Raw genomic sequence first — 18,546 nt, 5'->3', positions numbered from 1 at the left:
CGTCAGGTCACGGCATTGTGGTCATCAAACGACCAGAAAGATCGCGGTGGACACCACCACCGCCACCAGCACCGGCCAAAGGAATGTTGCCCCGTGGCAACCGAATGATCGGTGAATGACACTGAAGTGCAGGAATGCGCCGGACAGATACAACGCCAGAGGCACGAAATGCGCCGCGCTGTGCGACATGATTGCTGGCTCGCCTGCCAAGGCAAATATCCACCACCAGCCCAGGACAAGGCTGGCCCCCGACCAACTGTAAGCCATGCCAAGTGCCAACGGCGTCGCGCGCTGCACATAAAGCCACAGAAACGTCAGCGAGATCATCAGCCCCATAAGGGTGATCGCGCCATATCCAATCTGATACATCGCGTCATATCCCGCCACCAGATAGCCAAGCTGCAACATGACGGCGAGGCACATCATCAAACCAAACGCTTGTTTCATTTCTGCAAGACCTCCCGCACAGCAGCGTCCAGTTCCGCTGCTGCATGTTCGTTTTGTTCAACTGATCGTTGGAAGCGTGTGCCCACCAACATCGCCCAAAGGCGGGATCGAAACCGCCAAAGCACCGCCATCATCCGACCCGCCCCCCGGCTGACGGCAAGCGTTCGCGGATGATCGTCGTGATCTCGATCAGAATAGAAGAGTTTTTGTCCAACACCGCCCGCGTCGCCTGATCTTTCTGCAGGTCGCGATATAGCAAGTAGAACACCAACAGCACCCACGGCCCATGTTCGGCCACCAGATTCAAAAGCATATCACTGGCCACGCGTGACCTCCTGCCAATCTGCCAGCGCGGCATTGTCGGTCGCGTCAACCGTCCCATACGTGTTGGGGGTCCGCTCAGGCACATGAGTTGCCTCACGCTTCGCCCCGAACACAGATGGCAGGCCAGAGCGATCAGATCGCACGCGCGTTGTCTCCAGATCCCGCATCAAGCTCGCGGCAATGGCCCGTTGAAATTCTTGCCCTTTCACCTGGTATCGCGCGCCGAAATAGAAGCTGACAACCACGCCCATCAGCCACCAAAGCGGTTCGGGGACCACCGCCACACCCTGCATTCGCGTGGCGAACCAATCGGGATTGATCATGGCGGCGGCAAACAGGGCGATTGTGGACAACGCCAAGGCCGGTCGCGGCACCCGGTTTACACCATCCATGAAACGATTGAACCAACCGCCTTGCGACGCAATGAACTCGGCACGAAATGCGTCTATCGCGGCCTGTTGCACATCGGTATCGCGAATGGCCGCAGCCTCGGAGTTTTCACGAAACACCTCTGCGGTCTCGCGAATGATGTTTCCGCGACGTCCAAACAGGATGTCGACGACAGCCCCAATCATCCCCATGCGGCAATCCTTTCGCGGTGATTTTGATCAGTGAAGTGGTATTTGGAGGACAGGAATGCTTCGGCGCGGGTGATCCACCCACCCTTTCCACCATCCCGTCGACACGCATATTTGCGAGAGCTCGGGCGGCGATCGGCCAGACGATAGTAGTAGTTGCGCCGTTCGATTCCATAAGCATCGACCAGATGATCGGGGGCGCGGCGGATTGCATCGCGCGCAATACCGAGTGTCTGCGGCCCAAGCACCCCGTCCACGGACAGCTCGTACCCCATCTTGCGAAACAGCTCTTGCAGGATGCGCACGGCATTGCTGCCCGCATTCACATACATGTCGAAAACCGACGCTTGCAGCGCCTTTGGCAACTCCGCCAGCCTGGGTTTCCGGAAATAGTTTTTCAGAAAGATATCGCGGGCCTGATCTCGGGTCAGCCGCTTCACGTCGCCAGCGGTGATCTGTCCGTCCCGATCCAGATCCAGCCCCAACCGGCGCATGGTGTGTATGGTCACACCGTATTTCGTCGCGCCGCCCGGGTCGTCCGGGTCGTTCACAAAGCCGCCCTCTCGGGCGACAATCTCGGTCGCGATCTCTTCAACGCTTTTCATCAACACCTGACCCCGCATAAGGAATACGGGGCACAGGCTGGTTAAGAAGCGTTAAGAAACCTCAAATCAAGAGGTCGGCTCGACGTAGACACCGCTTTCCTTGAGGCTATCCAGAACCTCTTTCGGCATGTAGTCTTCGTCGTGTTTGGCAAGGATTTCCGTGGCTTGAAAGGTGCCATCTACATATGTGCCAGTCCCGATCATACCTTGGTTTTCACCAAAAAGGTCAGGCAACACGCCGGTATAGGCAACAGGCACAACGGCCGCCCCGTCGGTCACGGAGAACGTCACGGTCTCACTTTGACCGCGCACCAAACTCCCGTCCGCTACCAATCCCCCCATGCGAAACACCTCGTTTTCGCTAGGTGGTTCAGCCAACACTTCGGTCGGGGACCGGTAATAGTTGATCCCGTCTTTCAGCGCATAGCCGATCAAACCGGTCGAGATCGCAAGCGCGACAAATGCCAGAATGATGATCTGGATCCGCCGTGTTTTCTTCAGACTTTTCAAACCAGCCATAATCGGCTCCTTTTCAAACCCTTAGGGATAGACCGGAGGCATCATCAGCGCCGTCGTCTCATCCTCACCCAGCATGAGGTTCGCGTTTTGCATCGCCTGACCGGACGATCCCTTGCACAGGTTGTCCAGCGTTGACACGATCAAAGCACGCCCCGGCACACGGTCGCCCGCAACACCCAAGTGGCATTGGTTCGACCCCGTCACATGCCCCATACCCGGCAACTGTCCCTTGGGTAGCACAGTCACAAACGGCTCGTCTTGATATTGCTCAACCAGAGCCACATGGATCTTATCAGCGTCCCCATCGACATAGCAATTGGCCAGAATACCCCGGTTCACCGGTACAAGATGGGGGGTGAACATAATCTGGACCGGACGCCCGGCCAGCAGGGAAAACTCCTGATCAAATTCGCCCAAATGCCGGTGGGTGCCGCCTTGTGCATAGCCTTGCACATTGGTCGAACGTTCAGCAAACAGCATGTTTTCCTTCAGCGACCGCCCGGCCCCGGACACCCCGTTCTTCAAATCGCAAATGATCCGGTCAAGGTCGATCAACCCTTCCGAGATCAAGGGACGCAGCGCGTATTGCACGGTCGCCGCGTTGCAACCCGTGCCCGCCACCAGACGCGCAGACTTGATGTCATCGCGGTAAAATTCGGTCAGACCATAGACCGCTTCTTTCTGAAGCTCGGTCGCCACATGCGGGGCGCCGTACCATTTCTGGTACTCTGCCGGATCGCGCAGCCGGAAATCAGCCCCCAGATCGACGACTTTCACTGTTTCCGGCAGATCGCGCACCAAGGCCTGGCTCAGCCCATGCGGCAAGGCCGCAAAGGCCAGATCAACATTGCTAAAGTCGATCTCGTCCATCGTGGTGAGTTTGGGCAGATCAAGGTGGCGCAGATGCGGATACACATCCGACATCTCCATCCCCGCTTTACGGTCGGCGGACAGAGCGACGATCTCCATCGTCGGGTGGGTGGCGATCAGCCGGACAAGTTCAGCGCCGGTGTAACCAGACGCGCCTAGAATGGCGATTTTATGGGTCATCAAGACCTCCTGCGGGTTCGTCGAAAGATGTAGTGGTTTTGAAGGCCGGCTTCAATCAGGCCGCTTCGAACGTGATCTTTCGTCGCAGAAACTGGGTCGCACTATTCGACACGCGGTCCGGATCACCCGTGGTCAGGAACTTCGATGCGGTGCCTGTGCCCCTCATCTCGGGGTGACGGTCCAGATAGAAGGCAAGGCTTTCGGCAACCAAATTGGCTTGGCTATACACCTGCACATCATCACCCAAAGCGCTCTGGAAGGCGTCTTCCATCAACGGGTAGTGTGTGCAGCCCAGAATGGCCGCTTCTGGCTTGGGCATCTTACGTTTCAGCGCATCCACGTGGCTGCGGACCAAGGCTTCGGCAAGGATCATATCGCCTTCCTCGATTGCGTCGACCACACCACCACAGGCTTGCGCTTCGACATCAACCCCAATGGCGCGAAAGGCCAGTTCCCGCTGGAACGCCCGGCTGGACACGGTCGCAGGGGTCGCAAACAATGCCACATGTTTCACCGCCACCTCACGCGGGGGCGAGTTGTCGCCCCAATCCCGCTCGGTCAACGCCTCGATCAGCGGCACGAACACACCCAACACCCGCTTGTCCTTGGGGATCCAGCTTTCCTGCATTCTCCGAAGCGCGGCGGCTGAGGCTGTGTTGCAGGCCAGAATGACCAGGTCGCATCCCTCGTCCCACAAGGCCTGTACGGCATTGGTGGTCAGGTCATAAATGTCATCGCTGTCCCGGACGCCATAGGGCGCGTGGGCACTGTCTGCATAATAGACGAAATCAACCTCGGGCAGGCGTTTGGCCACGGCGTCCAGCACCGTCAACCCACCAAGCCCTGAATCGAATACCCCAACTGCCATGTCCTATGGTCCCGTCCGTGTTGTCATGGTGCAAGCCATAGGTCCGTTTTCCACGGAAATCCATCACCGATTGCGCGCTGCGACGATTATCCGCCCAAGTGCGGCGCCGCAGCGGCAGGTCGGATCATTCAGCGGCGTGAGCCAACGGTGCCGCACCACCAAACTGGGCCAGCAGTTCAGCACGGCGCGCAGCGGCTTTCTCGACGTTGGCCTCTTTCACCGGGCCAAAGCCCCGGATCGTTAAGGGCAGCGCCGCCAACTCTTCTGCGATCGCCAAATTGTCATCGCTCAGACCCGCTGCGACAGCTTTCATATCCGCTTCAAACTCGGCAATCAAAGCACGTTCGGTGCGACGCTCCTGAGATCGGCCAAACGGGTCGAACGGCGTCCCCCGCAAGACCTTCATCTTGGCCAGCCAGGGTGCCGCGGTTTCAAACCAACCACCGAAGCCTCGCTTCTTGGGTCGCCCATTGGCGTCGGTGCCCGTCAAGATCGGCGGAGCAAGGTGATAGGTCAGTTTCAAGTCACCATCGAACTCGGCTTCAGCCTTCGCGCGGGTGTCACACAACATGCGCGCGACCTCGTATTCATCCTTATAAGCCAAGAGCTTGTGATAGCTTCTCGCCACCGGTTCTTTCAACGCTGCGGGCATTTGATCGACAAAGGCACGATAACGCTTGGCAAGACGCGTATTTTGATACGTCGTCAGGTGATCTGCACGGAAATCAATAATTTCAGCCAAGGTTTTGGGTTTTTCAACGACCTCCCCCACGACCATCTTCGCAGCTTCTTCCGGGTGCAGCACGGCCCAACGTCCCAGTTCGAAAGCGTGCTTGTTGCGGTCGATCGCCTGACCATTCAATTCAATGGCATACATCAGCGCGTCATAAGTCAGCGGCACGATCCCGGCCTGCCAGCTTGCCCCCAGAACCATCATGTTCGAGAAGATGCTGTCCCCCATCAAAACACGCGCCAACTCGGTCGCGTCGAACATCGACACACGTTCGCGCAGACGGGCTTCAAGCGACAGTTGCAGACGGTCGCCGGGGATGGCGAAATCTGTGTTGCGGGTGAATTCTCCGGTGACCGTTTCGTGACTGTCCACGACGGCCCCTGTGCGTCCGGTCTTGGTCAGGCCCAAGGTGGTTGACGCGGCAGACACCACCAGATCACAACCGATCAGCGCGTCACACTCGCCCGTCGCCACCCGAATGGCCGAGATGTCTTCGGGCTGGTTGGCCAGACGCAGATGCACGGTCACGGCCCCGCCTTTCTGGGCCAGACCAGCCATCTCCATCATACCAACGCCTTTGCCGTCGATATGGGCTGCCTGCGCCATGATCGCGCCGATGGTCACAACACCCGTTCCGCCGACGCCGGTGATCACGGTGTTGAACGTGCCGTCGATGGACGGAAGCGTCGGGGCTGGAAGATCAGGCAGATCGACCTCGGCCGTCGCCGCTTTCTTCAGTTTGGCACCTTCGACGGTGACAAAGCTGGGGCAGAAGCCGTTAACGCAGCTGAAATCCTTGTTGCAGCTTGATTGATCAATTGCGCGCTTGCGGCCCAGTTCCGTTTCCACCGGAACGATGGACACGCAGTTCGACTGCACACCGCAATCCCCGCAGCCCTCACACACATCGGTGTTGATGAACACGCGCTTGTCTGGGTCGGGGAACTGGCCGCGCTTACGACGGCGGCGTTTTTCGGCCGCGCAGGTCTGGATGTAAAGAATGACCGACACACCCTTGATATCGCGACACTTCTTCTCAACGGACAGCAATTCTGCACGCTCGTGAAATGCCAAGCCTGATGGGAACATCGCCTGATCCACATCCTCTTTGTCATCATAGACAACAAACAGGTTTTTCACCCCCATCGCGATCACCTCGCGGGCAATACGCGGCGCATCCAGATCGCCTTCGTTGTCTTGCCCGCCCGTCATGGCGACCGCATCGTTATACAGGATTTTGTAGGTGATGTTGGCATCTGACGCCAACGCCGCGCGGATCGCCAAATTGCCCGAGTGGTTATACGTTCCGTCCCCCAGGTTCTGAAACACGTGTCCGGTTTTTGAGAACGGCGCTTCACCAATCCAATTGGCACCCTCGCCGCCCATCTGTGTGAACCCAACGGTATCGCGGTCCATCCATTGGACCATGTAGTGACAACCGATCCCGGCATAAGCGCGCGATCCGTCCGGCAGTTTGGTCGACGTGTTGTGCGGACAGCCTGAGCAGAAAAACGGCAGGCGGGCGGCGATATTAGGGGCGTTATCGGATGCCTTTGCTTCGGCCAGCATGGTCAACCCTGCTTTCACGGATTCCGTGCCGCGTCCCTCTTCGATCAGAATTTCACCGATTTTCTCGGCAATCATGATCGGATCCAGCGCATAGCGGGTTGGGAACAATTCCAACCGGCGACCGTTTTCCCACGTGTCGCCCTTGTGCCAGCCATAGACGCGCCGACCGTCGCGGTCGTCAAAGATCGCTTCCTTGATCTGCACTTCCATCAGCTTGCGTTTTTCTTCCACGACCACGATCAGATCCAGCCCTTCGGCCCATTCGTGGAAGCTTTCCATGTCCAGAGGAAACGTCTGCCCGACCTTATAGGTTGTGATGCCCAGACGTTCGGCCTCGGCCTCATCAATGCCCAGCAAACCCAGCGCGTGCACCAGATCCAGCCAGTTCTTACCCGCCGCAACAAAGCCGATTTTAGCACCGGCTTTGCCCCACTTGCGTTGGTCAATGCGGTTGGCGCGGGCGTATGCTTCGGCCGCGAACCGCTTGTAATCAATCATCCGCGCCTCTTGCGGCACGGGCTGGTCGCCCAATCGGATATTCAACCCGCCTTCGGGCATCTCAAATTCAGGCGTGACAAGCTGCATCCGGTCAGGACGTCCGTCCACAACCGAGGTCGCCTCGACCGTGTCTTTCATGACCTTCAGACCCGCCCAGACCCCTGCAAAACGGCTCAGCCCATACCCATAGACGCCATAGTCCAGAATTTCCTGCACACCTGCGGGGCTAAGAACCGGAATATAGGCGTCCACCATCGCCCAATCGGATTGGTGCAGCACGGTCGAGCTTTCGCCGGTGTGGTCATCCCCCATTGCCATCAACACACCACCGTGCGGGCTGGTGCCAGCCATGTTGGCGTGACGCATCACGTCACCGGTGCGATCCACACCCGGCCCTTTGCCATACCACAGGCCAAACACGCCATCATGGGTACCTTCGCCGCGCAGCTCTGCTTGCTGGCTTCCCCAAAGGGCGGTCGCCGCAAGATCTTCGTTCAAACCGGGGTGAAACTTGATGTCATTGGGCTCCAGAACCTTCTTGGACCGCCCCATCCACAAATCCACCGCGCCCAGCGGTGAGCCGCGATAACCGGTCACATAGCCTGCTGTGTTCAGCCCCGCCACCCGGTCGCGTTCCTTTTGCATGAGCATCAGGCGCACCAGAGCTTGCGTGCCGTTCAACAGCACGTGCTTCTTGGTCAAATCAAATCGGTCGTTCAGAGTGATGTCTGGCTTGCCCATGACGCACCTCCCATACGTTATAGTCTTCACTGGATTGGAGGAATTATAGGTCAAAACTTATGACCTATCAAATCATTTTGCATCACAATCCGTGCTGGAAATCATAACGTTTCTGATGATAACACTGTGTAAGTTTTAGGCGCTAACAAATTGTGGTTCTTTCAGGATGGATTGGGACAAGCTCAGAATATTTCACGCGGTGGCGGATGCCGGGTCGCTGACCCATGCCGGTGATGCGCTGCACCTGTCGCAATCGGCTGTGTCTCGCCAGATCCGGGCGCTGGAAGAAAGCCTGAATGCCACGCTTTTTCATCGGCATGCGCGTGGACTGATTCTTACCGAACAAGGCGAGTTGTTGTTTGACGCATCCCGCGCCATCAACCAGCGAATCGAAGCCGCGGTCGCGCGCATTCGCGACAGCAAGGAAGAAGTGTTCGGCGAACTGCGCGTCACGACCACGACCGCCTTCGGATCGTTGTGGCTGGCCCCGCGCCTGCCAAAACTTTATGAAAAGTATCCCGACCTGAAAATCGACCTGATGTTGGAAGAACACGTGCTCGACCTGCCCATGCGCGAGGCTGATGTCGCGATTCGGATGAAAGAACCAAGCCAGGCCGATCTGATCCGCAAGCGCCTGATGGATGTGCATATGCGGCTGTATGCAACGCCTGCATATCTTGAAGAGAACGGAACGCCCGAAACGCTGGAAGACCTGTCTGAACACCGTTTGATTTGTCAAAACACCTCCTCGGCGCAAGTCCGGGCGGGCGCAGATCTTGCGCGGGAGTTGCTGACCTATGACGTTAAGTCCTTGCTGACCGTAAACAATTACTTCGGTGTGCTTCAGGCAGTGCTGCACAATCTCGGCATCGGGATGCTGCCGGATTATGTCACGCAAGACATACCGGGTGTGCAACGGGTGCTTCCCGATGTTGAAAGCAAAGAGATTCCCGTTTTCCTTGCCTATCCCGAAGAACTGCGATCCTCCAAGCGGATCGAAGCCTTCCGGGACTTTGTTGTGGAAGAGCTGATCGAACATCGCAAAGGTCGACAGGACTAGCTTTCTTGCCGATAGCACGCCCCCAGCCAGATGAATGGTGTATTTTCGCAACACCCGAAATTTGCGGCCATACTGCATTGTATGCCAATGTCGACCCAACAATTTCCTTAACCTGCTCTAAAGTCAGGGAATATCACGGCCCAACTCTACCTATTCGCGATTGCGTCCCATTTTCCCCACGCGGCTATGCATCCCTTGCATAGCTGCAATGCAGCAATTTCCCTTGATCCGCACCCATGAGAAACCTAATTCTTACTCAAAGCCGATGGTTGAGCTTTGCTCTAGTCGGTTTTTACCTCCCTGTTGGACTTGGCCGGGCTTTGCCCGGCCTTTTTTTTCGCAAACGCCTGTTTGGGCCTTTGCCACCAATGCGTTTGCTCTTTCCCATCACGCACGCATCGCATAAAAGGCGCCAACCAAAGCCTAAGGGGGAAACGGGCATGACCGAGCCGAAGATCACCGAGGACCTGATTGCAGCGCATGGGCTGAAGCCTGATGAATACGACCTGCTCCTCGAAATCATTGGCCGCGAGCCGACATTCACCGAGCTTGGTATCTTCTCGGCAATGTGGAACGAACATTGTTCCTATAAATCCTCCAAGAAATGGCTGCGCACCCTGCCCACCGAAGGCCCGCAAGTGATCTGTGGTCCCGGTGAAAACGCTGGCATCGTCGATATTGGCGATGGTCAGGCCGTGGTCTTCAAAATGGAAAGCCACAACCACCCGTCTTACATCGAACCCTATCAAGGGGCCGCGACCGGTGTTGGCGGCATTCTGCGCGACGTCTTCACCATGGGCGCGCGGCCGATTGCAGCCATGAACTCGCTTTCTTTTGGTGAGGTTGATCACCCCAAGACCAAGCAGCTTGTGAACGGCGTGGTCGAAGGTATCGGCGGATATGGCAACTGCTTCGGCGTGCCCAATGTGGGCGGCGAGGTCCGGTTCCACCCGGCCTATAACGGCAACTGCCTTGTGAACGCCTTTGCGGCCGGGTTGGCTGACACCGACAAGATTTTCTATTCGGCGGCAAGCGGCGTCGGGATGCCCGTCGTCTATCTGGGCGCCAAGACAGGCCGTGACGGCGTGGGCGGCGCCACCATGGCCTCGGCCGAGTTCGACGACACGATCGAAGACAAACGCCCCACCGTGCAAGTTGGCGATCCCTTCACCGAAAAGCGCCTGATGGAAGCCACGCTGGAGCTGATGCAAACCGGCGCCGTGATTTCGATTCAGGATATGGGGGCGGCTGGCCTGACTTGTTCCGCCGTTGAAATGGGCGACAAAGGTGGTTTGGGCGTAAAGCTGAACCTTGAAGACGTGCCCCAGCGCGAAGATAACATGACAGCCTATGAAATGATGCTGTCCGAAAGCCAGGAGCGGATGCTCATGGTGCTGAAACCGGAAAAAGAGGCTGAAGCCCGCGCGGTGTTCGAAAAGTGGGATCTGGACTTCGCAATTGTCGGTGAAACCCTTGCCGAAGATCGCTTCCTGATCATGCACAATGGCGAAGTGAAAGCCGACCTGCCGCTGTCGCCCCTCTCGGGTCGCGCGCCTGAGTATGACCGCCCCTGGATCGAAACCCCCGCCGCTGATCCCCTGTCCGACGTCCCCGAGATTGATCCGATTGACGGGTTGCGGGCTCTGATCGGGTCGCCCAACTACGCCGCGAAACAGTGGGTCTATGAACAATATGACCATATGGTCATGGCCGACACGGTGCGCGCACCCGGACTGGGTGCGGGTATCGTGCGTGTGCACGGCACCGACAAGGCCATTGCCTTCACCTCGGACGTGACGCCGCGTTATGTGCAGGCCAACCCATTCGAAGGCGGCAAGCAGGCGGTGGCGGAAACCTATCGCAACCTGACCGCCGTTGGGGCCAAGCCACTGGCAACCACCGACAACCTGAACTTCGGCAACCCCGAGAAGCCTGAAATCATGGGCCAGTTCGTCGGGGCCATCAAAGGCATCGGCGAAGCCGTTGCCGCGCTGGACATGCCCATCGTGTCGGGCAACGTGTCGCTTTATAACGAAACAGACGGGCAAGGTATCCTGCCCACGCCAACCATCGGCGCTGTCGGGCTTCTGGAGAGCCTTGACGACATGATCGGCGGCGTGGCCCGTGATGGTCATGTCGCGATGGTTGTGGGTGAGACTGCAGGGCACCTGGGCCAATCTGCCTTGCTGGCCGAGGTGTTCAATCGTGAAGACGGCGACGCGCCGCATGTGGACCTTGCCGCCGAAAAGAAGCACGGCGATTTCATTCGTGCGAATCGTGAACTGATAAAAGCCTGTTCCGACGTGTCTGACGGCGGACTTGCCATGGCTGCGTTCGAGATGGCCGAAGCGGGTGGCGTGGGGGTCATCCTTGACGCGTCCGACACGCCCACCCTGTTTGGCGAAGATCAGGCGCGTTATCTTGTTGCCTGCAATTTTGATCAGGCCGAAGCACTGATGATCGAAGCAGGCAAGCACGGCATCCCCATCGCGTCGGTTGGTCGCTTTACCGGGGACACGGTCAAAATGGGTGGTTCGGAAGCTCCGCTTGCAGAACTGGCCGAAATCTTCCGCACCGGATTTGATCAAGCACATCGTTGATTGATGGCGACCACCCCTGACCCGCAAGACTTGTCGGCACTGGTGGCGGACTGCGCCGCCTGTGCCGGGCTGTGTTGCGTGGCACCGGGCTTTGATGCCGGTGACGACTTCGCGTTCGACAAGCGCGCTCTTGCCCCCTGCCGCCATCTTGGGTCCGATAACCTGTGCCGCATCCATGAAACGTTGGAAGATCAGGGCTTTCCGGGCTGCGCACGGTTCGATTGCAAAGGGGCTGGCCCCTATGTGATGCAGCATATCTTTCCGCGCAAACGGTGGCGCAAGGACCGCGAGACGCTTGAAGCGATCGCCGAAGCATACCGCCGAATGCGCGCGATCTGCGATATGATCGAACTGTTTCGCGTGGCCGAAAATCTTCCGCTGTCACCCTCTCAGGAAACAGCACGGCGGGACATGCTGGACCGTCTTTTACCCCAAACGGCATGGACCGCCGATACATTGGCACAGGCCGAAATGGGCGGCCTTCTGTCCGACGCCCGCGCTGTCTTGTCCAGTTTTCGTGATGCCGCAACACGTCGCTAGCCCTTGCGGCCCCCCGGTCCCGACCATAGATTGCAATGAAACAGAAACGAGGTTCTGACCATGGCCATGGAAGCTTCCGAAATCGAAGCCCTCATCCGCGAGGCATTCCCGGACGCAAGCATCACCATCACCGATCTGGCGGGTGACGGAAACCACTATGCCGCCGAGGTGGTGGACGAGAGCTTTCGCGGCCAAAACCGTGTGCAACAACAACGCGCCGTCTATGCCGCGCTGAAGGACAAGATGGCCGGCAGTCAGGGCGAGTTACACGCGCTGGCACTGACGACCAAAGTGCCTGATTAGACACGCCCGGAGATGCCCGGCCCGATAATTGATATCAAGGAAATGACATGACCGACGCAAAAACCCGTATCGACGAAACCGTCAAAGCCAACGATGTTGTGCTTTACATGAAAGGCACGAAAGAAATGCCGCAATGCGGGTTTTCCTCGCGCGTTGCCGGTGTTCTGAACTTCATGGGCGTTAACTTCGCCGATGTGAACGTGCTGGCGGACGAAGAAATCCGCCAAGGCATCAAGGATTATTCCGACTGGCCGACCATCCCGCAGCTTTATGTCAAAGGCGAATTCGTGGGCGGCTGTGACATCATCACTGAAATGACCTTGTCGGGTGAGCTTGACACGCTGTTTGATGAAAACGGTGTCGCCTATGACAAAGACGCTGCCGACAAGATCCGCGAAGCGAACGGCTAGGCCCGCTTACTTCGCCTGACATTGCGACAAAAGCGTTTCATCTGTGCCATTTGGGACATCCTCCCACGCCAGAAACGCTTCGTCGCCCTTGGTCCACCAGACATAGCCAGCCCCATTGGGGGCCTGCGCATATTTGGCCCCCGAACCTGACGGCACGTTCGTCGTGGCCACCTGCTGCCCTTCTGTTTGCACCACGGCAAATGATCCGTCGGCTGCGTTGACATAGGTCGCCCACACAACCGCGCCGCGTTCACATTCATACGGAATGGTCTGGATCGACGGGGCTGCGGATGCAGCTTCGGACATCAAGGCCAAAAGAGGCAGCACAAGAGTGACGCCACCACGCGTCAACGAAACCCTAAGAAGCACGTTCTTCGATTTCCGCCGCGACAGCTTCGGCACGGGCCGCAATTTCGGCCAGTGTGTCGGTCACTGCATCAGGAATCACGGGAACTTCGACCTTCTGTGGGGCTGCGTTTTGCGCTGCATAAAGCTGCGCTTCAAGGTCCGCGACCTTCTTGTCGGCCAGTTTGACCTTGTCTTCCATTCCCGCCGTCTTGTCGGCCAGCATCAAGCCAGCCATCAACAACATACGGCTCTCGGTCAGATTGCTCATCTGGCTCACAAGAACCGATGCCTCGTTGTCCAGCATCTTGGCCGCAGCAAGCAGGAAATGTTCTTCGCCTTCCTGACAGGCCACATCGAAATTGCGACTTCCAATGGTGATATTGATATCAGGCATCGGCACCCTCCCGCCCGGTTGACGAATGCGTTTGTGCACCGCTGCTGTTGTCGTTGATCAACTGCCCGAGTTCGCCCAGAACGGCATCCAGCTCGGCACGATCGGCGGATTGCGCGACACGCAAACCTTCCAACTCGGCAGCGATCGCGTCATTTACCAATTCGGCGGTCACACCACCGTCAGCAATCGCCTTGCGCAACGCATCGTTGTTGGCACGCAGATCGGCGTTCACCTGCCGCATCTTGGACAAAACCACTTCGTCCGTCTCAAGCTGAGCGGTCAGACGACCAAGTTCGCCCTGCAGCTTGTCCACCTCGTCAGCGCGGTTTTGTTGCAGAGCTTTCACCCGCTCAGACAATTGGCTATTCGCCGTCCGTTCTTCTTCCAACAGCGCCTTCAGTTGCGCAATATCTTCATCCGAACTGCCTGGCTGATTGGACAGCGCAGCCAGACCGCTGCTTATCCGTTCAAGTGCGGTGGTAATTCGGGTTTCCAATTCGGAAATATCGGTCATGTTCTGCCCTGAACCAGTATTGTTTACCCAATCTTGTCACATGCCTGCCGAGCTGACAACGCAAGAGATGCGAGCGAATCGGCGATGTGTGTTGGTATGGCGATCTTAGCCGACCCAACCCCAAAATGCGCCCCCTCGTTCTTTTCCAAACACTTGGCCTGCAACATGCAGCTTGGCTTGACCCTTGGCAAATGACTGCTATCAGGGGTCCAACCTCAACTTTGTCAAAGGATGTTGACCGTTGGACATCGCTACGCTTCGCAAAAGTCACCCCGATCATTGGAAAAAAGCCACTGCGATCCGTTCGCTGACGCTGGATGCGGTTGCCGCCGCGAACTCGGGTCACTCTGGAATGCCGATGGGCATGGCCGATGTGGCAACGGTGCTTTTTGAAAACCACCTGAAATTCGACGCCTCCGCCCCGCGTTGGGCAGACCGCGACCGGTTCATCTTGTCAGCCGGCCACGGCTCGATGCTGATCTATTCGCTGTTGCACCTGACTGGGTATGAAGATGTCACGCTTCAGCAGATCAAGGATTTTCGCCAATGGGGCGCGATTACTGCCGGTCACCCGGAATACGGTCACGTCTCGGGCGTCGAAACGACCACTGGCCCGCTGGGCCAGGGCATTGCCAACGCGGTCGGCTTCGCCATGGCCGAGGAAATTCAACGCGCGCGGTTCGGTAAGAAGATCGTCGATCACTACACTTATGTGATCGCCGGTGACGGGTGCCTGATGGAAGGTATCAGCCACGAAGCCATCGGTCTGGCCGGACGTCACCAACTGAGCAAACTGATTGTGTTCTGGGACAACAACGACATCACCATTGACGGCAAGGTCTCACTGTCTGACCGCACCAATCAGGTCATGCGCTTCAAAGCAGCAGGCTGGCACGTGCAGGAAATCGATGGCCACGATCCCGAACAGATCGACGCGGCGATTGCCAAAGCCAAGTCAACCAACAAGCCGTCGATGATCGCGTGCAAGACGCATATCGCGTTGGGTCACGCCGCGCAGGACACCTCGAAAGGCCACGGCGCGCTGACGGATGCAGAACAATTGAAAGCCGCGAAAGAGGCCTATGGCGCGCCAATCGGCGACTTCCAGGTCGAAGATGATGTTAAAGCCGCGTGGGAATCCATCGGGTCCAAAGGGGCCGAAGCCCGCGCAGAATGGGAAGCCCGCTTTGCCTCGATCAGCGAGCGCAAACAGGCCGAGTTCAACCGCGCCTACGCGCTGGATGTGCCCAAGAAGCTGGGCGGCGTCGTGCGCGCCCTGAAACGTCAGGTCGCCGAAAGCCAACCCGCGGTGGCCACCCGCAAGTCGTCTGAAATGGCGCTTGAGGTGATTAACCCGGTGATGCCGGAAACCGTGGGCGGGTCCGCCGACCTGACCGGATCCAACAACACCAAGACTGGCGATCTTGGCGTGTTTGACACGGACAATCGCAAGGGACGTTACATTTATTGGGGCATTCGCGAACACGGCATGGCTGCCGCTATGAACGGCATGACCTTGCATGGCGGTATGCGCCCCTATGGCGGCACGTTCTTCTGCTTCACCGACTATGCACGCCCGGCCATGCGTTTGGCGTCGCTGATGAAGATCCCGACCGTCTTCGTGATGACCCACGACAGTATCGGGGTTGGCGAGGACGGCCCGACCCACCAGCCGGTCGAGCATCTGGCCATCTGCCGCGCCACGCCCAACAGCTATACGTTCCGCCCTGCGGATACGGTAGAAACGGCAGAGGCCTGGGAACTGGCGCTGTCAGCGAAAGAGACACCGTCGACGCTGGTGCTGACCCGTCAGAACCTGCCGACCGTGCGCACCGAGTATAAGCAGAAGAACCTGACCGCTCAGGGCGCTTATGTGCTGGCGGATGCCGAGGCAGGGAAACGTCAGGTGATCCTGATCGCCACTGGGTCGGAAGTGTCGCTGGCGATGGAAGCCCGCTCCGCGCTTGAAGCCCAGGGCATCGGCACGCGCGTTGTCTCCATGCCCTGCATGGAGCTGTTTGCCGAGCAGGACGAAGCCTATCGCCGCAAGGTCCTGCCCGCAGGCCCGGTGCGTGTTGGCGTTGAGGCTGCCGTTCGCGACGGCGGATGGGATCGCTGGCTGCTGGGCGAACGTGGGCGCGAAGCAAAAGCCGCCTTCGTGGGGATGGACAGCTTCGGCGCTTCAGCCCCGGCAGGTGTTTTGTTCGAGAAATTCGGCATCACCGCCGATAACGTCGTGGCGAAAGCGAAAGATCTGTTGGGTTAACACCGCCCTCACTTAAAACGACAACGCCCCGTCAGCACCGCCTGTCGGGGCGTTTTCTGTTGCAGGCAGACGAATTTCTGACACCTTGGCCGCATTGCGCGACAAAAGGGGCCTTTCATGACCGACAATTTACGCGGCGCACTGTTCATGGTGCTCGCAATGGCAGCGTTCGCGCTTGAAGATATGGCCTTGAAGGCTGCGGCCCGCGACATCCCAATCGGTCAGGCCGTGTTGATGTTCGGCGTGGCAGGCACCTTGGTCTTTGCCGGGCTGGCGAAGGCTCAGGGCGCCCCTGTTTTTCATCCGGCGTTTCTGGGCAAAGTCCTGATCATCCGGTCAGGGTTCGAGATTTCGGGCAGGCTGTTTTATGCGCTCGCCATTGCCCTGACCCCTTTGTCCAGCGCGTCGGCAATCTTGCAGGCGACGCCATTGGTGGTCGCATTGGGGGCTGTGTTTGTGTTCGGCGAACAGGTGGGTTGGCGTCGCTGGATGGCTATCTTCGCGGGCTTCGTCGGCGTGCTGATGATCCTGCAACCGGGGCTGGACAGCTTTGATCCCTTGTCCATCTTTGCGGTCTTGGGGATGATCGGCTTCGCCGGGCGCGATCTTGCGACGCGGGCAAGCCCCGTGTCGATGTCGTCGGCACAACTGGGTGTGGCAGGTTTCATCGTGCTAACCATGGCAGGAGGCACCCTGCTGGCGTTTTCGGGCGGTTTCACAGCTCCCAGCGCGGCCAGTCTGGCCTTTGTGGCGCTGGCCACCATCGTCGGCGTGTTCGCCTATTCTGCACTGACGCGCGCGATGCGGACCGGAGAGGTCTCGGTCGTGACCCCGTTCCGCTATTCCCGTCTGCTGTTTGCGCTTGTCCTTGGCATCGCCGTGTTTGGCGAACGCCCCGATCAGTGGACGCTGATTGGCGGGATGGTCATCGTGTCCAGTGGTCTGTTTCTACTGGCGCGCAGCCGGCCCGCAGCTTAAGCCTTTCCCTTGAACACCGCTTGCCAAATCGGTCCGATCACGCGGGTCGCAAGCGGAATGATCATCACCCCCAGCGCCAGCCCGACAATGCCGTCAAGCGTGGCCGTCACCGCCCATTCGACAAATCCGGGCATGCTGGGCACGGCCTGTGCCGCCGCCACCGCGATATCGTGGATGATCTGATAGGGTTGATGCACCCCCAACTCGTGCAGCCCGTGAATGATGATCGAGCCGCCGACCCAGATCATCGCGGCCGTTCCAATGATCATCAAGAGTTTCAGAAAGCCGGGCATGGCGTTGACGATGCCACGCCCGAAGGCGCGGGTGGTCGACAGCCGACCGCGTTGAGCCATGAACAATCCCAGATCATCCATTTTGACGATCAAGGCCACCGAGCCATAGACGACGACCGTGATTCCGACGGCAACGACGGCCAGGGTCGCGGCCTCCATCCAGATGTTGCTTTCGGGTATGGCGGCAAGCGATATGGTCATGATCTCGGCGGACAGGATAAAATCGGTCTTGATCGCACCTGCGACCTTTTCCTGCTCAAGATGGGCCGGATCGCCGATATCATGCTCGGCATGGTCCCACGTTTCTTCGTGCGGGAACAACACATGCCAGACCTTTTCGGCGCCTTCAAAACACAGATAGGCCCCGCCCAGCATCAGAAGCGGAGGGATCACCCAGGGAGCGAAGGATGACAACAGCAAACCGATTGGCAGAAGAATGATCAGCTTGTTCTTGATCGACCCCCAAGCAATCCGCCCGATGATCGGCAGCTCGCGCTTGGCTTCGAACCCCTGAACATATTTCGGCGTGACTGCGGCATCGTCAATCACGGCGCCCGCCGCCTTTGCCCCTGCCTTGGCCGCCTGCCCGGCCACGTCATCGACCGACGCCGCCGCGATTTTCGCAATGCCCGCCACGTCATCCAACAGCGCAATCAAACCACTCATGAACCTGCCCCTGTGCTTGTGTTGATCGCGACAATAATGGCTTTCGCGCACGGCGTGAAGCATTTGCGCGCCGAAGCGATCATCAGGACTGTTGGCGCATGTCGTTTGCGCTAACGACCGGATCGCTGGCCATGTTTTCGCTAACAAGCTGGTGTCAAACGCGTTTTGCGGGTTGGGCCAATGCGCATCGGTCGCTATATCAGCGGAAAGTTTCGTGGCCATCGGGCCAAAACCTGAGGGGA

At 58.4% G+C, this 18,546-nt stretch carries 19 protein-coding genes; 7 read left to right on the top strand and 12 right to left on the bottom strand.

The features are described from left to right. Positions 1-24 precede the first annotated feature (24 nt). From J3R80_RS15180 to J3R80_RS15145, 8 genes are all read right to left on the bottom strand, one after another. Complete coding sequence (locus tag J3R80_RS15180) at positions 25-447, bottom strand: hypothetical protein (RefSeq protein ID WP_275394640.1); 423 nt, start codon at positions 445-447, stop codon at positions 25-27. A 130-nt stretch (positions 448-577) separates the two neighbouring features. Further along, complete coding sequence (locus J3R80_RS15175) at positions 578-772, bottom strand: hypothetical protein (RefSeq protein WP_275394639.1); 195 nt, start codon at positions 770-772, stop codon at positions 578-580. Next, entirely contained in the window at positions 762-1,352 is a 591-nt protein-coding gene (locus tag J3R80_RS15170) for a holin family protein (RefSeq protein WP_275394638.1), read from the bottom strand. Before J3R80_RS15170 ends, J3R80_RS15175 begins: the two co-directional genes overlap by 11 nt. Then, positions 1,343-1,954, bottom strand: a complete 612-nt coding sequence (locus tag J3R80_RS15165) for a holin-associated N-acetylmuramidase (protein ID WP_275394637.1) — start codon at positions 1,952-1,954, stop codon at positions 1,343-1,345. The genes J3R80_RS15170 and J3R80_RS15165 overlap by 10 nt, the downstream gene beginning before the upstream one ends. Before the next feature lie 66 nt (positions 1,955-2,020). After that, a complete protein-coding gene (ccmE, locus tag J3R80_RS15160) occupies positions 2,021-2,464 on the bottom strand; it encodes a cytochrome c maturation protein CcmE (RefSeq protein WP_275394712.1) in 444 nt (147 codons plus the stop codon). A 30-nt stretch (positions 2,465-2,494) separates the two neighbouring features. Next, entirely contained in the window at positions 2,495-3,523 is a 1,029-nt protein-coding gene (gene argC, locus J3R80_RS15155; RefSeq protein ID WP_275394636.1) for an N-acetyl-gamma-glutamyl-phosphate reductase, read from the bottom strand. A gap of 55 nt (positions 3,524-3,578) precedes the next feature. Beyond that, the gene (gene murI, locus J3R80_RS15150) at positions 3,579-4,391 is read right to left on the bottom strand and encodes a glutamate racemase (protein ID WP_275394635.1); all 813 of its coding nucleotides are present in this window, start codon (positions 4,389-4,391) and stop codon (positions 3,579-3,581) included. A gap of 124 nt (positions 4,392-4,515) precedes the next feature. Next, positions 4,516-7,932 (bottom strand): indolepyruvate ferredoxin oxidoreductase family protein, encoded by a 3,417-nt coding sequence (locus J3R80_RS15145; protein WP_275394634.1) that lies wholly within the window; start codon positions 7,930-7,932, stop codon positions 4,516-4,518. Positions 7,933-8,098: 166 nt separating this feature from the next. On the opposite strand from J3R80_RS15145, the gene J3R80_RS15140 reads away from it, so the two are divergent. The 5 genes from J3R80_RS15140 (at position 8,099) to grxD (ending at position 12,845) form a co-directional block, all read left to right on the top strand. Beyond that, entirely contained in the window at positions 8,099-8,992 is an 894-nt protein-coding gene (locus J3R80_RS15140; RefSeq protein ID WP_275394633.1) for a LysR family transcriptional regulator, read from the top strand. A 440-nt stretch (positions 8,993-9,432) separates the two neighbouring features. Next, positions 9,433-11,592 (top strand): phosphoribosylformylglycinamidine synthase subunit PurL, encoded by a 2,160-nt coding sequence (purL, locus tag J3R80_RS15135; protein ID WP_275394632.1) that lies wholly within the window; start codon positions 9,433-9,435, stop codon positions 11,590-11,592. A gap of 3 nt (positions 11,593-11,595) precedes the next feature. Continuing rightward, complete coding sequence (locus J3R80_RS15130) at positions 11,596-12,132, top strand: hypothetical protein (protein ID WP_275394631.1); 537 nt, start codon at positions 11,596-11,598, stop codon at positions 12,130-12,132. A 60-nt stretch (positions 12,133-12,192) separates the two neighbouring features. Then, complete coding sequence (locus J3R80_RS15125) at positions 12,193-12,435, top strand: BolA family transcriptional regulator (protein WP_275394630.1); 243 nt, start codon at positions 12,193-12,195, stop codon at positions 12,433-12,435. A 47-nt stretch (positions 12,436-12,482) separates the two neighbouring features. After that, positions 12,483-12,845, top strand: a complete 363-nt coding sequence (grxD, locus tag J3R80_RS15120) for a Grx4 family monothiol glutaredoxin (protein WP_275394629.1) — start codon at positions 12,483-12,485, stop codon at positions 12,843-12,845. Positions 12,846-12,851: 6 nt separating this feature from the next. Here the strand turns inward: grxD and J3R80_RS15115 are convergent, their stop codons facing one another. Genes J3R80_RS15115 through J3R80_RS15105 form a run of 3 tightly spaced genes read right to left on the bottom strand, consistent with a single transcriptional unit; the run spans position 12,852 to position 14,101 of the window. Next, complete coding sequence (locus tag J3R80_RS15115) at positions 12,852-13,247, bottom strand: MliC family protein (RefSeq protein ID WP_275394628.1); 396 nt, start codon at positions 13,245-13,247, stop codon at positions 12,852-12,854. Next, positions 13,204-13,587 (bottom strand): cell division protein ZapA, encoded by a 384-nt coding sequence (locus J3R80_RS15110; RefSeq protein ID WP_275394627.1) that lies wholly within the window; start codon positions 13,585-13,587, stop codon positions 13,204-13,206. The genes J3R80_RS15115 and J3R80_RS15110 overlap by 44 nt, the downstream gene beginning before the upstream one ends. Next, positions 13,580-14,101, bottom strand: coding sequence for a hypothetical protein (locus J3R80_RS15105; protein WP_275394626.1), 522 nt, complete (start codon positions 14,099-14,101; stop codon positions 13,580-13,582). The genes J3R80_RS15110 and J3R80_RS15105 overlap by 8 nt, the downstream gene beginning before the upstream one ends. Positions 14,102-14,342: 241 nt before the next feature. On the opposite strand from J3R80_RS15105, the gene tkt reads away from it, so the two are divergent. Then, positions 14,343-16,367: a transketolase gene (tkt, locus tag J3R80_RS15100; RefSeq protein ID WP_275394625.1), complete on the top strand. Its 2,025-nt coding sequence runs from the start codon at positions 14,343-14,345 to the stop codon at positions 16,365-16,367. Positions 16,368-16,484: 117 nt separating this feature from the next. Continuing rightward, the gene (locus tag J3R80_RS15095) at positions 16,485-17,345 is read left to right on the top strand and encodes a DMT family transporter (protein ID WP_275394624.1); all 861 of its coding nucleotides are present in this window, start codon (positions 16,485-16,487) and stop codon (positions 17,343-17,345) included. Here J3R80_RS15095 and J3R80_RS15090 read toward each other — a convergent pair. Beyond that, positions 17,342-18,304: a DUF808 domain-containing protein gene (locus tag J3R80_RS15090; RefSeq protein ID WP_275394623.1), complete on the bottom strand. Its 963-nt coding sequence runs from the start codon at positions 18,302-18,304 to the stop codon at positions 17,342-17,344. The two genes, J3R80_RS15095 and J3R80_RS15090, sit on opposite strands and share 4 nt — an antisense overlap. Between the last annotated feature and the right edge of the window lie 242 nt (positions 18,305-18,546).

This window comes from Aliiroseovarius sp. Z3 (assembly GCF_029105185.1).
GTDB lineage: Bacteria > Pseudomonadota > Alphaproteobacteria > Rhodobacterales > Rhodobacteraceae > Aliiroseovarius.
The sequence above is the reverse complement of the archived record's forward strand: the minus strand, read 5'-3'. Positions and strand labels throughout refer to the sequence as shown.

Bases quoted from the DNA above. Each gene is read 5' to 3' on its own strand.
- J3R80_RS15180 (WP_275394640.1), bottom strand. From the start codon at position 447: ATGAAACAAGCGTTTGGTTTGATGATGTGCCTCGCCGTCATGTTGCAG.
- J3R80_RS15170 (WP_275394638.1), bottom strand. From the start codon at position 1,352: ATGGGGATGATTGGGGCTGTCGTCGACATCCTGTTTGGACGTCGCGGA.
- J3R80_RS15165 (WP_275394637.1), bottom strand. From the start codon at position 1,954: ATGAAAAGCGTTGAAGAGATCGCGACCGAGATTGTCGCCCGAGAGGGC.
- argC (WP_275394636.1), bottom strand. From the start codon at position 3,523: ATGACCCATAAAATCGCCATTCTAGGCGCGTCTGGTTACACCGGCGCT.
- murI (WP_275394635.1), bottom strand. From the start codon at position 4,391: ATGGCAGTTGGGGTATTCGATTCAGGGCTTGGTGGGTTGACGGTGCTG.
- J3R80_RS15145 (WP_275394634.1), bottom strand. From the start codon at position 7,932: ATGGGCAAGCCAGACATCACTCTGAACGACCGATTTGATTTGACCAAG.
- J3R80_RS15140 (WP_275394633.1), top strand. From the start codon at position 8,099: ATGGATTGGGACAAGCTCAGAATATTTCACGCGGTGGCGGATGCCGGG.
- purL (WP_275394632.1), top strand. From the start codon at position 9,433: ATGACCGAGCCGAAGATCACCGAGGACCTGATTGCAGCGCATGGGCTG.
- J3R80_RS15130 (WP_275394631.1), top strand. From the start codon at position 11,596: ATGGCGACCACCCCTGACCCGCAAGACTTGTCGGCACTGGTGGCGGAC.
- J3R80_RS15125 (WP_275394630.1), top strand. From the start codon at position 12,193: ATGGCCATGGAAGCTTCCGAAATCGAAGCCCTCATCCGCGAGGCATTC.
- grxD (WP_275394629.1), top strand. From the start codon at position 12,483: ATGACCGACGCAAAAACCCGTATCGACGAAACCGTCAAAGCCAACGAT.
- J3R80_RS15110 (WP_275394627.1), bottom strand. From the start codon at position 13,587: ATGCCTGATATCAATATCACCATTGGAAGTCGCAATTTCGATGTGGCC.
- J3R80_RS15105 (WP_275394626.1), bottom strand. From the start codon at position 14,101: ATGACCGATATTTCCGAATTGGAAACCCGAATTACCACCGCACTTGAA.
- J3R80_RS15095 (WP_275394624.1), top strand. From the start codon at position 16,485: ATGACCGACAATTTACGCGGCGCACTGTTCATGGTGCTCGCAATGGCA.
- J3R80_RS15090 (WP_275394623.1), bottom strand. From the start codon at position 18,304: ATGAGTGGTTTGATTGCGCTGTTGGATGACGTGGCGGGCATTGCGAAA.